This window comes from Ruegeria sp. CK3, assembly GCF_056536565.1.
Genome location: NZ_JBQFPV010000003.1, coordinates 121,772 through 134,912, shown reverse-complemented (window position 1 = coordinate 134,912; position 13,141 = coordinate 121,772). Strand labels below are relative to the sequence as shown.

Genomic DNA, 13,141 nt, shown 5'->3' with positions numbered 1-13,141 from the left:
GATCCACTTCAGAATAGTTTTGCGCCGTCAATGCTGCACGGACAATGGTACGAAGCACCGAGCAAGTTACACATAGGTTATCAAAACACTTCTGGCTTGATTTCACCTCAGACCATCACTGAGAAACTTCTCGGGAGTAGGTGCATGGTGCTTGTCCAAACCCCCTGAAATAAGCCTGCAAAACGTGGTAGGAAAAACTGTCATAAGATCGTTATGCAAAAGCGGCAACAATTCTCGTTGCCAGCCAATTCGAAAGGTCACCCATGTCATTTTCCAGCCGCTCGTCAATTTCGCGTCGCCACTTTCTTGCAACAACTGCCAGTGCAGCGGCCATCACCTTGCATCCTTTTTCAGTTTTTGCTGCCAACAACCAAGCGCATTTGCGCATTATGGAAACAACGGACATCCATGTTCATGTGTTCCCCTATGACTACTATGCTGACAAACCCAGTGACACCGTGGGCTTGTCCCGTACGGCCTCAATCATCAACGAAATTCGTTCTGAGGCGACGAACTCGATCTTGGTCGACAATGGTGACTTTCTTCAAGGGAACCCAATGGGCGACTACATCGCCTATGAGCGTGGCATGAAAGAAGGGGACGCCCACCCGATTATCACCGCGTTCAACACGATTGGCTATGATGCCGCCACTTTGGGCAATCACGAATTCAACTACGGGCTGGATTTTCTGGAAAAATCACTCGCGGGCGCGGAGTTCCCGGTCGTTTTGGCTAACGTTTCAAAGGCACAAGGCGCAACTCCACGTGACGACAAAACGCTGATCAAACCTTACGCAATCATCGACCGTGAAATCGAAACGGGCGACGGGACCAAGCACTCAATCAAAATCGGCGTAATTGGCTTTACACCGCCGCAGATCATGAACTGGGATCGAAAGCACCTGGAAGGCAATGTTCAAGCCCGCGATATCGTCGAAACCGCGCGGGCATACGTGCCAGAGATGAAAGAACAAGGGTGTGACCTAGTCATCGCCCTTTCACATTCTGGTATCGGCGACGCCAATCATATCGACGGTATGGAAAACGCATCCGTCGTTTTGGCGGGTGTTGACGGGATCGACGCATTGGTCACCGGCCACAATCACCTTGTCTTCCCCTCGCCGAAATTTTCAGACCGACCCGGAATCGATGTCGAAAAGGGCACCCTAATGGGCAAACCAGCTGTCATGGGCGGCTTCTGGGGTTCACATCTTGGTCTACTGGATTTGTTGCTGGAACGGGACGGAAATGAGTGGCGCGTGGTTACCACGACGTCAGAGGCCCGCGCGATTTCTCAACGCAATGAAGACCGTTCAATCACCGCTTTGGTCGGAGACGATCAGAAAGTTCTCGACTCGGTTGCGAAGGATCACGACGAAACGCTCGCCTATGTCCGTCGCGCAGTCGGCAAAACATCTGCTCCATTGCACAGCTATTTCGCGCTGGTTGCTGACGATCCGTCTGTGCAGATCGTTTCAATCGCGCAGAAATGGTATGTCGAAGAAATGCTGAAAGGCACCGAGCACGCTGGTTTGCCGATCCTGTCAGCGGCAGCGCCGTTCAAGGCGGGTGGTCGCGGAGGCCCCGACTATTACACCGACGTCCCGGTCGGGGATGTTGCTATCAAAAATGTGGCTGATCTGTATCTCTATCCAAATACGGTGCGCGCAGTGCGCGTGAACGGTGTTCAACTGCGTGGTTGGCTAGAGCGTTCGGCCGGTATGTTCAACAGGATCGAGCCAGGCTCAGAGGATGCGGTTCTACTGAATCCTGAGTTTCCGTCCTACAATTTCGATGTAATGGATGGTGTCACATACCAGATCGACCTTTCACAACCGTCGCGCTTTGGACCAAAGGGCGAAGATGTGAATCCCGATGCGGCCCGAATTGTGAATTTGTCCTTCCAAGGTGAACCGGTCACTGATGACATGGAGTTCATCATCGCCACCAACAATTATCGCGCATCGGGCGGAGGTTCATTCCCCGGCGCACTGGGTGATACGATCGTATTTGAGGCCCCGGACACCAATCGCGACGTTATTGTGCGCTATATTGTTGAACAGGGAACGATCAATCCAAAAGCGGACGCCAATTGGTCATTTGCACCTCTTGAGAACACAACCGTGCTTTTCGAGACAGGCCCCAAGGCCCGAGACTACATTGGCGACGTCAAAGGCGTTTCCATCGAAGACGCCGGAGATGGCACAAACGGTTTCGCGGCTTTCCGCATCAAGCTCTAGTACGATCTCATTTGCTTACTTTCAAAAATCTGGGGGTCAACTAAAACAACTATCATCGCGCTTATGCTGACCGCCCGCCTGCGATGCTTAAATGCTATAAGTATTTATAAAAAAACTGATTTGGGATCGTTGCGAACCATTGAGCAGGCGCAGGATAAGCCCCTACCCTGCTTTTCCACCACCTATCAACGGCCCAAACTAGACCCTCAACGGCCTGACTAGAAACTGCGGTCGCAAATTGCTTTCCGTGCATTCGATGCAGAAGGTAAATGCCTAGAGGGTTAAACCTTCGCGCAGCGGACTAAAACTGCCGTGAACACTTGCTGGCTAAACGGCTGCTTCAATCGATACAAAAACTCCACGGATGCAAGTGATCGTTCGCTATAATTGCAAAAGGATTGAGCAAAAAGGATGGCGCGAAATTAAGCTCGCAAAACTCCCCTGTCGGAGGCGTCAGTACGGCTGCTGCGTAGTTTAGCTAACGCGCGTTGTGGGGCATTTTGAATTTACCGTTCGCACTCGCGGTGTCGCAATCTGGCGCTAATCTCATGGTGCTCAGAAACGTTCCGGCCTGGTGCATTCGCTTCTACTTGCTCAGAATTTTTATAGTGTACTCGCGACGGGCCCCGACAGGCGGAATTGGGAAAGGTGCGGCCGCGCGAACTTGTGACAATGCGATCTGGTCCAAACGTTTTGAACCTGAACTGCGGGTAATATTGGCCGATACCAAAGCTCCGCTGTCAGCGATGCGAAACGTCACCAGAACGGTGCCGCGGATGTTGACGCTTTTGCGTCTCGCGCGAAGGATCTTGCGTTTGACTTTCCCCGCGTAGTTACTTGCATCGGCATTGCCCTGGGCCGAGGCTGTGCGGGTTGTCTTTTCGGCGGCGGCTTCTCCGATGGCGGTTTCGCCCGTTGTACTGCCCTTTTTTCGAGTGCGTTCACTATTGCCTGCTTTCGTAGCTAGCTGGGCGACTTTCTTTTTCTCAAGTTCTGCGTTTTGCGCTGGTGACGTTGCAGGTTTGCGTTTGGCCTCAGCCTCAGGCTGTTTGGCTTGAGTCAATTCGGGCTGGCTTGCCTTTTGAGGATCCGTCGCTTTCAATGCTCCTTTCGCCGAAGGCGCAACCTGTTTTGCGATAGGTTTTGCAGTCTTCGCTGTCTGCCTCTCGGGGTTTGCTTGTTTGATTGGTTGATCAGGCTCTACAGTCGTTTGCCGGGTCGAGGCCGGCGCAGATGCAATCGTTCCAGCAGTGAAATCCTTAAAGGACGTCCCGAGTGCCGCTGTGTCGACCGAGCCTCCACCTTCGATTTGCTTCACCGTATGTGGGCCAAAGTCATGCAAACCAAGACCGTGGGTGGCGGCGGCCAATACAATCGCAGATGCGGCTATGGCCCGGGACTTGGGGATCATTGCAGCGCTCTTTGTGTGACCACAAAGACCTTGTTTGCGCCCAAGGCACGAAGGGCATCACTAACCGCTTTCAGCCGCACCGCCGGAAGCGCGCGGTCAGGAACCAAGCGCACTATTTCCAGCGGCAGATCAATCGAGGCGCGTTCAACATAGGCTTCAACATCTGTCAGCTCGGCCCCGCGATACTCGAGCACACCGTCGGCACGGATGACGAGCGCATCTGTCGGCTCGCGCCCTTCAAGGTCCTGCGTTTCGACCAGTTGCACCGAATTGCCAAGCGGTGGGGCAAGCGTACCGGCAATCATGAAGAAAACCAGCATCAGGAAGACGACGTTGATCAGCGCAATTGTGGGTTCTCGGGTTCGCCTTGCTTTTGGCTTCAGTTGCATCATCCGATCACCTGCGTCCGCAACTGCGCCACGCCTTTCAAAGCCGTCAGCAGGTCAATCAGTTGTTGCGAGGTTACGTTCTTGCCGAGACTGATCAATGCCATTTGTTCGGAGGTCCCGTCGAAAAGCTCTGTAACGCTATCCATGGTTGTTTCGGTCCCGTCGACCAGAAGACGATCCTGTTCAAGCTTCACAAAGCGGATCGGGACGTCTTGATCTGAACCGCCTGCCGAAGCCGCTGAAAACTCGATCTCGCCGAATTTCGAGAAGGTCGAAGTAAGCATGAAAAACAGCAGCAGCAAAAAGATGACGTCGATCAACGAGGTCAACGACAGGCGCTTGCGCCGCTTGGCGCGGGTCTCAAGTGCCATGGGCAAGGGCTGCTTTTGGTATCCCGGTCGCTTTGCATTCTGCGGCGTGACCAGGTGCGAAAACGGTGCGTAGGGCACGGTTGGTAAAAATGCGCTCACGCGTCATGCGTGCCTCGAACCAAGTCAGCACAAGCGAGGTTGGCATAGCTACGGCCAACCCTGCAGCCGTTGTCAGCAAGGCAACCCAAATACCACCTGCTAACAGTGCAGGGTCTACCGAATTGCCTGCGCCTTGTAAGGTTTGGAAGGTTTCGATCATGCCAAGAACAGTGCCGAATAGCCCCAGTAGCGGTGCAAGCTGTGACACCAGATCAAGTACGTTGAGGCCCCGTTCAAGCCCAGCAAAGCGCGCTTCGGCCTCGGCATCGGCACGCTCGGACAGCGTGCTGCTATCTCCACTGAACGACATGGCGATCACTGGGGCCAGATAGCTGCGGCTTTTGTCCAGATGCGCCATGGCAGCAACCCGGTCCCAGCGGTCCCAGGCTTCAATCGCCAAAGACAGCTCGATATGGCGACCGACCCCGGCGGCCCCATATTGCCACAGCTTGTAAATGACTAGCGATAGGGTTGCGACCGACGTTGCGATCAGGATCGCAACAACCGGCCCGCCAAGCGCAAGGACGTCTGTTAATTTCTGAATGATCGTATCCATTGGCCTATCCAATTATTTCCGTTTCAAGGCGGCTTTTGAGTGTCAGGTTCGACATGCAGGCATTCTTCATACCCCCTTGATGCGCACAGTCCTGCGCACCGTTGATCAGGATACGAGTGATGTGGTTGCAGGCCATTCCATCGAACTGAAATTGGCGGACCCTAGGACGCCCTGCGGGAAGATCCTCGAAATTCAGAAGCGTGAGCAGAGCAATGCTACCTTCGGCGCCGAATAAGACCATTTCGTAGACGGCGCTTTCGATATCAGCGTTATAGGTATTCTCGACCAAAAAGCTGAGCAGGCAGCTTTGGTCGCGTTCTTCCGCAGAGCTCAGCTCTATCGAAACGCCACCGGTTTCTCCGGCTGAGGCAAGCCCCGCCCCCAGAATTGGAAGCAGGGTCAGCAGGACCAACCAAGCATTTCTTTTCGACGCCATTCGCATTATTGGTCCTTTCTTTTCTTGATCAGAAGGTTTTGGCCACGGTCAGCTTGAAGTTCCTGCCCGGCGCATTGCGCGTGGACAGGTTTGGTAGGTAGTTTTTGTCGAAGATATTCTCGATACCTGCCCTAATTTCGAACCCTGCGAGCGCGCCTTCTTGCGGGAAATAGGACGCGCGCAATGTGTTCACGCCATACCCGGCAATCGGGTCGCCTGAGGAATCAAAGCCAGACCTGGCTCCGAAAAGCTCCCAGCTGACATCAAGCGTTTCGCCAATCCGTTTGCCGAATGTGATCCGCGCCGAATCCGATGGTTCGTTGCGCCAGCGGGACTCCTGCCCGTTTTCATTGGTTTCCGTGCCGCTTACGACATTCGCGTTAAAGTCGACATAGAATCCGCCAACTTTCGCGTATGATGCTTCAATTTCCACACCGCGCGTTTCGACCTTGTCCAAAAGAACAGAGGCTCCGGTAATCGGATTCGACTGATTGTACGATGTGACATCCCGCAAGTTAGTGTCGTAGAAATTCACCTTGGCGCGTATGATGTCGCCCTCGGCAAAGATATCTCCGCGATTGAACGAAAACCCTGCTTCCCAGGTGCGCGATTTCTCGGGCTGGGTCATGAATACCGGGGTACCAAGGTCGTCGATGATGGGCAGGCTTTCAGTGTGTGCACCGCCGCCAAAGATGCCGAAACCGTTTGCGAATTCGTACCGCGCCGACAGACCCCCCATCAGAGCATCGTTATCGTAGCTCTCATCGAAAGGTGCTGTATCGCCATCCCCCTTGATGTCCTGCGTTTCGTAACGCAGCGCCGGTGTGATGGTCAGTTGATCGCCGATCTGAATGTCATCGACAGCGAACAAGGCAATCCGACGATCAGTCCCACCAGGAGCTGACGGGGCATCCAGACGCTCTCGATTGATGAACTCGATCCCGGCTCGAAGATCATGCGAAGCGATTCCAGTTTGGAAATACGAGGTATTTTTGATCGTCAGTTTGGTGGTTTCATAGTTATGTGACGCGTCCGCCAGAGCCCGTATGCTTGGGAAAAACGGAGTTCCCTCTAAGCTAGAGGAGCCAGGAACATAGCTGCTGTCGATGGACTGCTCGGAATAACTTAGGTTTACATCCAAATCGATCAGATCGTTGTCCGCTGGCCGGTATTGATACCGCAGGATGCCAATCCGGGTTTCGATATCACGATCCACATTTCCAAAGGCGTCTGCAGATGTACCGAACGAGTCATATGGAACGTCGCGCTCTTCCGAGGTCGACTGGTTCCATGATGCGGTGATAGAATGCTCCAGATTTTCGCCGAAGCTGTATTTACCCTTCGCCAACAGGGAAGGCAGGGTAAAGGCGCTGTTGCCGATCGAGCCGCCATTCCCGTCTTCCTGATCGCCTTGATCGCGATAGGTGTAGTTGAACAGAAACTCGGTCTGCTCGTTCGGCTGCCACGCCAGAATCGACGATGACGCAAAGCCGCTTCCGTTCGAATAGCCTTCCAGTGTCTGACGGAAACGGAAGCCGGGCTCACCGCCGGTAAAATCCGAGGCGTCTTTGGTTTCCAATTGAACCACGCCCCCCACGACGCCCGAGCCGAATTCAAACGACCCGACAGTGCCCCGGATCACCGACACGCTTTTGTAAAGCTGCGGATCGGTGAAGAGTTGGTTGCCGATCCGATACAGCTCTTCCGAACCGGTTGTTGCCCCGTCGATCAGAATGAGAACCTTCTGGTCGGTACCGAAGGTGCTGTTGGCACCGAAGCCGCGAATGTTGATACCTGACCCCTGCGGTGTCGAGCCATTCACCAGAGTCACACCAGGCACCGTGTCGATCAGCTCTGCAACCGTGTTGGCCTGACGGTCGTTGATCTCTTCCTGATCGATATTGGTAATAGGTACTGCGGTGTCGGTCTGGATTTCCCGTTTGCTTTCGCCCAGCTCAAGTGTGCCCAGGAACCCATCATCCTGTTCCTGCGCCCAAGAGGCCGCTGCGATGAAACTGAGACAAGAGGCGGTGCCAAGTAGGCCCGCCTTTCGAATTGAAGCACGCATTTCTGTCCCTTCGAGTGGTTTGAGGACCGGAGATGCTTGCAGTTCGCTGGCTAAGGTCAGTCTTTTTTGGCGTTTTTGGAATCGCCTTTCAGCGATGACTTGTGCTCGTTAATAAAGCTTACTAAAACAGTCAACATATTTCCGTGACTGAGTTTGCAGTCACTGCCAGCGGGCCAATGACGGGATCATGGGCCAGGCCAGCGCCTCACAGAACCACTCGAAGATGGGAAATCCACTATGGAACAGGTGCTTACGGCCCCTCAGGATATTCGTGCCGCCTATGCAGAGAAGGCTGGCAAACGTGATCGCGATCTGGCGGAATCACTTGGTTTGTCCGAAGGGCAGCTGGTGGCGGCCTTCGCTGGGTACGGCACAACAAGGCTGAGATCAGACATGGATGCGCTTTTTGGCCAGTTGAACGGGTTGGGAGAGGTCATGGCGCTGACTCGCAACCCGTCCTGCGTAATCGAGAAAGTCGGGCAATACGACAACTATCATCCCGGCGCCCATGCAGCGATGGTCCTGTGCCAAGAGATTGACCTGCGCATGTTCCCCAACCATTGGGTTCATACCTTCGCGGTCGAGCGTGAAACGAATTCCGGAACACGCCGCTCGATTCAAGTATTTGATGCGGCCGGAGATGCGGTTCACAAGATTTTTCTGCGGGACGGCTCGGATCTGGATCACTGGGCACATCTGGTCCAGACGCTGGCCGCGGACGATCAATCCCAGATGATGACTGTCGAGCAGCGTAAGCCAGCTGAGGCACCTAAGGCCAATCCGGACAAGGCTGAAATCCTGCGCACCGAGTGGGCCAAGATGACGGATACGCATCAGTTCCTGCGCTTGACGTCCAAGCTCAAGATGAACCGGTTGGGGGCCTATCGTATAGCCGGTGCGCCTCTGGTTCGGGCGCTTGACCCAGACACAATTCCGCAAATGTTCGAACAGGTGCGCGACCAAGGACTTGAGGTCATGATCTTTGTCGGCAATCGCGGTTGCATTGAAATCCATGGTGGCCCAGTCAAAACCCTGAAACAGATGGGGCCTTGGTTGAACGTGCTGGACCCGGATTTCAACCTGCATCTGCGCACCGATCATATTGCCGAGGTCTGGGCCGTCAACAAACCCACCCAGCGCGGACCGGCTGTTTCTGTTGAAGTGTTTGATGCCGAGGGTGGTTTGATTTTCCAGATATTCGGTCGTTGCGCTGGCGAGACCGATCACCGCCCCGCTTGGGATGCTTTGGTCGCCGGGCTATCCGACGAAGTTAAAAAAGAGATAGTGTAGTGCGACGGCTTCTCTATTTCTGTACCGCTGCTTTTCTCTCGGCCACCGCACTGCAAGCCGAGGAAAAACGCGTGATCGCGATCGGCAGTTCAATCACCGAGATCATTTATGCTCTCGGGCAGCAGGACCGACTTGTAGGCCGAGATCGGACCTCAACTTACCCGGCTGATGCGATGGATTTGCCGGATGTGGGCTATCGGCGCGCTCTTTCGCCAGAAGGCGTGCTGTCCGTCGCGCCCGACCTGATCCTGGCATTGGAAGGCTCCGGACCGCCAGATGCCATTTCGGTACTGCAAGAAGCCGGTGTGGAATTTGTCACCATCGGTGATGAGTTTTCTCGCGAAGGGATAGTGGAAAAAATCCGTGCGGTGGGCGCCGCTTTGGGTGCTGAGGCCGAAGCCGAAGAGTTGGCTGCAAGCGCAGCGCAACAACTGGATCAGGCGCAAGAGAGTGCCTCGATCGCCGCAGGTGCGGACCCATTGAGTGTTTTGTTCATCCTTTCGGCCCAGGATGGGGAAATTACCGTCGGTGGGGGCAAAACTCAGGCCGATAGCATTATCAGAATGGCGGGCGGTGAAAACGCTGCGGCAGGCGTCGATGGCTTCAAAACCATGACGCCTGAAGCATTGGCAGTCACCGCGCCCGACGTGATCCTGATGATGGAGCGGCGTGGAAATCACGCAACTGCAGACGAAGACCTTTTTGCAATGCCCGCGATCCAACTGACCCCGGCAGGGCAGAAAAAAGCCCTGATCCGTATGCCGGGTGCGTATCTTCTGGGCTTTGGCCCGCGTACAGCGGATGCAATTTTGGACCTATCGGCGGCGCTGCAAAACGCGAGCGGATCATGACGCTGGCGTTGGACCATGGCCCGCCGGTGCGTGCCGACGCGCGAAGGATCAGGGCCAAGCGCGTGACGCTGTCTCTAATTGCCGTCCTGACCGTAACAAGTGTGTTCAGCGTCTCGGTCGGAGCGTCTGACGCCTCGCTAGCGATTGCAGTATTGGATTTACTTCAGGGGCGCGAGTTGTCGGATCTGAACCGGATCATTCTGTGGGACATCCGCCTGCCCCGTCTGGCGATGGGCATACTTGTTGGAGCGGCGCTGGCAGTCTCGGGCGTGGTGATGCAAGGGCTGTTCCGCAATCCGCTGGCCGATCCTGGCATTGTCGGCGTGAGCGCGGGTGCTGGGTTGGGCGCGATAACAGCCATCGTCTTTGGTGGCCTCCTGCCTCGCACGGTCCTCGCCTGGGTAGGCGACGGACTGGTTGCCTTTGCGGCCTTTCTGGGGGGATGGGCCTCGGTTCTGATCCTTTATCGCGTGTCAACTCGTCAAGGGCAAACATCGGTCGCCACAATGCTGCTTGCAGGCATTGCACTGGCGGCTTTGGCCGGAGCGGTATCTGGTTTGATGATCTACATGGCTGACGATCAGCAACTCAGAGACCTCACCTTCTGGGGCATGGGCTCGCTGGCTGGAGCGACGTGGATCAAGGTTGCAACGGCTGCTCCGATTATTCTGGCTGCAATTATCTGCACACAGTTTCTTGCCCGTGCCTTGAACAGTATGGCGATGGGTGAGGCCATTGCCCATCACATGGGTATTCCAGTCCAGCGAAGCAAAAACCTCGCGATCCTGACGGTCGCTGGGGCAACTGGTGCCGCCGTTGCCGTGTCGGGTGGCATAGGCTTTATCGGAATCGTGGTGCCGCATCTGTTGCGCCTCAGCACTGGACCAGACCACCATCGCTTGCTGATGAATTCAGCTCTGCTGGGGGCCACACTGTTGTTGTGCACAGATATGATCAGCCGCGTGATCGTTGCTCCGGCGGAGCTACCAATTGGGATCGTGACCGCAATCCTTGGCGCGCCGTTGTTTTTCTGGATCCTGCTTCGACGCCATGGCTCAATGGGAATGTAAGTATGAAAGCTGAAAACATAAGCGTCCGCATCGGAAGCAAAGAGATCCTGAAAGGCGTGGATTTTAAAGCAGAGCCCGGGCAAGTCACGGCCATCATCGGCCCGAATGGATCCGGTAAATCGACCTTGCTGAAAGCACTGTCGGGAGAAATCCAAAGCTCCGGCAGGATCACATTAAACGGCCACGACATCACGGCACTAAAGCCTTGGGAATTGGCTGCCATACGAGGCGTTCTTCCTCAGTCAACAACCGTGGCCTTCCCCTTCTCTGTGCACGAAGTCGTCAGGCTTGGGCAGGCAAATGGCTTAGCCGCCGACAATGACACACTGCCTTCGCGCGCATTGATGCAAGTTGACCTCGGAGGCTTCGAAACGCGGTCCTACCAGAACCTATCTGGCGGTGAGCAGCAACGCGTTCAGATGGCGCGAGTTCTGACGCAAGTCTGGGACACCAAAGATCTGGATCAGCCGCGCTGGTTGTTGCTGGATGAACCCGTTGCAAGCCTGGACATCGCACATCAGTTCATCGTTTTGCGCATCGCGCGGGACTTCGCGGCCCAAGGCGGTGGTGTTGTCGTGGTTATGCACGATCTGAACCTGACAGCTTTGTTCGCCGACAGAGTTTGCATTCTGAGCGAAGGGAAAGTCTGGTCATCAGGTACTGTGTCCGACGTTCTCAACAATGAGACGATGCAACAGGTTTACAGTATCGACTTGCCGATCAACACGATACCTACGGGCGGGATGCCATTTGTTTTGCCGCAGGCGATGATCTGAATAGGATAGTCCTTCCGTACTTTTCCAACCCAGTGAATTCCACTTCACGTCAGGTTGTCGCGTGTTTGCTTGCCGAGCTGGCACGGCAAGACAACAGGATCAGGACCAGAAAGGACAGGTTTAGTAAGACGTTGAGGGGCGCCCCGACCAAAATCGAGCCTGAGCTGTCGACGCAAAACCAGGACCATGCCGCAATCTGAGCAGTCTTGGTCGCAGCCACCGCCGATAGTGGGGCAACGTATGTGCCCAGCGCCCATTGCATTCCTCCTAGACCAACCGTCAGGCCACCGGTGATAACCAGCAGTAAAGGCACTGGAACCGTCAGTTCCGAGGGAACGGCGTGAATTGGCCAATACGCGACTTGCAGAAAGATATGCGCGACGGGGTGCAGAAACGGTAGTGCGGCCAGAGCAAAAAGCACCCCGGTTGCAACAAGAACACCACCTGAAATTCGCATTGCTGACTGTTGTTGGGTCATGACATTCTCCTTTCGGTATATGCTCTTCATGCGACTTGCGGCGAGTCCAAATCAACTACCTCAGAGGTAAGTGAATTCTGTTCGGACCCTTGCTAAACTCAGGTCATGACACCCTATCCCGGTATGCTGAAAGAATGGCGAAAGCGACGCAGGATGAGCCAGTTGGACCTTGCGGTCGAAGCTGAGGTCAGCGCGCGCCATATCTCATTTCTTGAAACTGGGCGGTCCCGACCCAGCCTAGATATGATCCTTCATCTGTCCGAAGTCATGAACCTTCCGGTCGAAACCCGAAATCAGATGATGCGCGCCGAAGGCTTCGCGCCGCGTTTTGCGACAACGCCGATTGATGACGCGGCGATGTCACCCATCCGAGCTGCAGTCGAATGGACACTTCGGCAGCATGCCCCTTACCCAGGAATGGTACTGGACCGGCTCTGGAATGTTGTGATGCTCAATAGCGGAGCACAAAGGCTTTTCAAGCCAATGGGAATCGGCGAGGGGCAAAGCCTGCTGGACCTGCTGACCAGTCCGGTGATGCCTGAGCTTGTCGAAAACTGGCCCGAGGTCGCGCATCACACGACGTTGCGGCTGCGCGCAGAAAGCGCCAACGCAGGCGGCATACCCGCACTGGACACCGCGGCGCGCGCTCTGTCACAACAAGGGCACGCCCGCAGTGATGCGGCGATCGGGCCGACAATTTCTACGATATACCGCTTTGGTGGTCAGAGGCTTTCCATGTTTGGAACCATTGCGCAATTCAGCACAGTCGCGGACGTCACGCTGGACGATTTGAAGATTGAGCTGTTTTTTCCGGCCGACGACCAAAGTGCTAAATTTCTGTGTGACCTTGCCCAATTGGCTGCCAGTTAAATGATGGTTTGAACAGAGCCATACCGTATCCCGATGATCCCCACTCATTCCCAAAGCCAGCAAGATTCGACAAACCGCCCTGCAAAAGCGATCTGGACGTAGAACAATTCTTCCCCTAGAACCTTACCTGTTACCTAGTCCCTAAAAGGACCAATTTCATGGTGTTCCCGTCGCAGGGCTGAGCAGCCCTCTCTCATTCTGAGCCTAAAGCTCTTTACCGCGACTTTTTCGCCGGA

14 protein-coding genes are annotated in these 13,141 nt (G+C 55.0%); 6 read left to right on the top strand and 8 right to left on the bottom strand.

The window, feature by feature from the left end; genetic code table 11:
- Positions 1 to 211: 211 nt before the first annotated feature.
- On the bottom strand, positions 212 to 406 hold the full coding sequence (locus tag ACR0C3_RS04900) for a hypothetical protein (protein ID WP_480757455.1): 195 nt from the start codon (positions 404 to 406) through the stop codon (positions 212 to 214).
- Here ACR0C3_RS04900 and ACR0C3_RS04895 point away from each other — a divergent pair.
- Positions 390 to 2,240, top strand: a complete 1,851-nt coding sequence (locus tag ACR0C3_RS04895) for a bifunctional 2',3'-cyclic-nucleotide 2'-phosphodiesterase/3'-nucleotidase (protein WP_480757454.1) — start codon at positions 390 to 392, stop codon at positions 2,238 to 2,240. The genes ACR0C3_RS04900 and ACR0C3_RS04895 overlap by 17 nt on opposite strands.
- A gap of 586 nt (positions 2,241 to 2,826) precedes the next feature.
- Here the strand turns inward: ACR0C3_RS04895 and tolA are convergent.
- Genes tolA through ACR0C3_RS04865 form a run of 6 tightly spaced genes read right to left on the bottom strand, consistent with a single transcriptional unit; the run spans position 2,827 to position 7,570 of the window.
- Positions 2,827 to 3,651, bottom strand: a complete 825-nt coding sequence (tolA, locus tag ACR0C3_RS04890) for a cell envelope integrity protein TolA (protein ID WP_480757452.1) — start codon at positions 3,649 to 3,651, stop codon at positions 2,827 to 2,829.
- Positions 3,648 to 4,043, bottom strand: coding sequence for an ExbD/TolR family protein (locus tag ACR0C3_RS04885; protein ID WP_475220082.1), 396 nt, complete (start codon positions 4,041 to 4,043; stop codon positions 3,648 to 3,650). Before ACR0C3_RS04885 ends, tolA begins: the two co-directional genes overlap by 4 nt.
- Positions 4,040 to 4,411, bottom strand: a complete 372-nt coding sequence (locus ACR0C3_RS04880; protein WP_480757450.1) for a biopolymer transporter ExbD — start codon at positions 4,409 to 4,411, stop codon at positions 4,040 to 4,042. The genes ACR0C3_RS04885 and ACR0C3_RS04880 overlap by 4 nt, the downstream gene beginning before the upstream one ends.
- Entirely contained in the window at positions 4,401 to 5,066 is a 666-nt protein-coding gene (locus ACR0C3_RS04875; protein WP_480757449.1) for a MotA/TolQ/ExbB proton channel family protein, read from the bottom strand. Before ACR0C3_RS04875 ends, ACR0C3_RS04880 begins: the two co-directional genes overlap by 11 nt.
- A gap of 4 nt (positions 5,067 to 5,070) precedes the next feature.
- Positions 5,071 to 5,502 (bottom strand): hypothetical protein, encoded by a 432-nt coding sequence (locus tag ACR0C3_RS04870; protein WP_480757448.1) that lies wholly within the window; start codon positions 5,500 to 5,502, stop codon positions 5,071 to 5,073.
- Positions 5,503 to 5,530: 28 nt separating this feature from the next.
- On the bottom strand, positions 5,531 to 7,570 hold the full coding sequence (locus tag ACR0C3_RS04865; RefSeq protein WP_480757447.1) for a TonB-dependent receptor domain-containing protein: 2,040 nt from the start codon (positions 7,568 to 7,570) through the stop codon (positions 5,531 to 5,533).
- A 237-nt stretch (positions 7,571 to 7,807) separates the two neighbouring features.
- Here ACR0C3_RS04865 and ACR0C3_RS04860 point away from each other — a divergent pair, with 237 nt between their 5' ends.
- The 4 genes from ACR0C3_RS04860 to ACR0C3_RS04845 are packed head-to-tail and all read left to right on the top strand — an operon-like array spanning position 7,808 to position 11,557.
- The gene (locus tag ACR0C3_RS04860; RefSeq protein WP_480757445.1) at positions 7,808 to 8,860 is read left to right on the top strand and encodes a hemin-degrading factor; all 1,053 of its coding nucleotides are present in this window, start codon (positions 7,808 to 7,810) and stop codon (positions 8,858 to 8,860) included.
- Entirely contained in the window at positions 8,860 to 9,711 is an 852-nt protein-coding gene (locus ACR0C3_RS04855; RefSeq protein ID WP_480757444.1) for a heme/hemin ABC transporter substrate-binding protein, read from the top strand. The genes ACR0C3_RS04860 and ACR0C3_RS04855 overlap by 1 nt, the downstream gene beginning before the upstream one ends.
- The gene (locus ACR0C3_RS04850) at positions 9,708 to 10,781 is read left to right on the top strand and encodes a FecCD family ABC transporter permease (protein ID WP_480757442.1); all 1,074 of its coding nucleotides are present in this window, start codon (positions 9,708 to 9,710) and stop codon (positions 10,779 to 10,781) included. Before ACR0C3_RS04855 ends, ACR0C3_RS04850 begins: the two co-directional genes overlap by 4 nt.
- Positions 10,782 to 10,783: 2 nt before the next feature.
- Entirely contained in the window at positions 10,784 to 11,557 is a 774-nt protein-coding gene (locus ACR0C3_RS04845; protein WP_480757441.1) for a heme ABC transporter ATP-binding protein, read from the top strand.
- A 49-nt stretch (positions 11,558 to 11,606) separates the two neighbouring features.
- Here the strand turns inward: ACR0C3_RS04845 and ACR0C3_RS04840 are convergent, their stop codons facing one another.
- Positions 11,607 to 12,035, bottom strand: a complete 429-nt coding sequence (locus ACR0C3_RS04840; RefSeq protein ID WP_480757439.1) for a hypothetical protein — start codon at positions 12,033 to 12,035, stop codon at positions 11,607 to 11,609.
- A 105-nt stretch (positions 12,036 to 12,140) separates the two neighbouring features.
- Here ACR0C3_RS04840 and ACR0C3_RS04835 point away from each other — a divergent pair, with 105 nt between their 5' ends.
- Positions 12,141 to 12,905, top strand: a complete 765-nt coding sequence (locus tag ACR0C3_RS04835) for an MmyB family transcriptional regulator (protein WP_480757438.1) — start codon at positions 12,141 to 12,143, stop codon at positions 12,903 to 12,905.
- Positions 12,906 to 13,141: the final 236 nt, after the last annotated feature.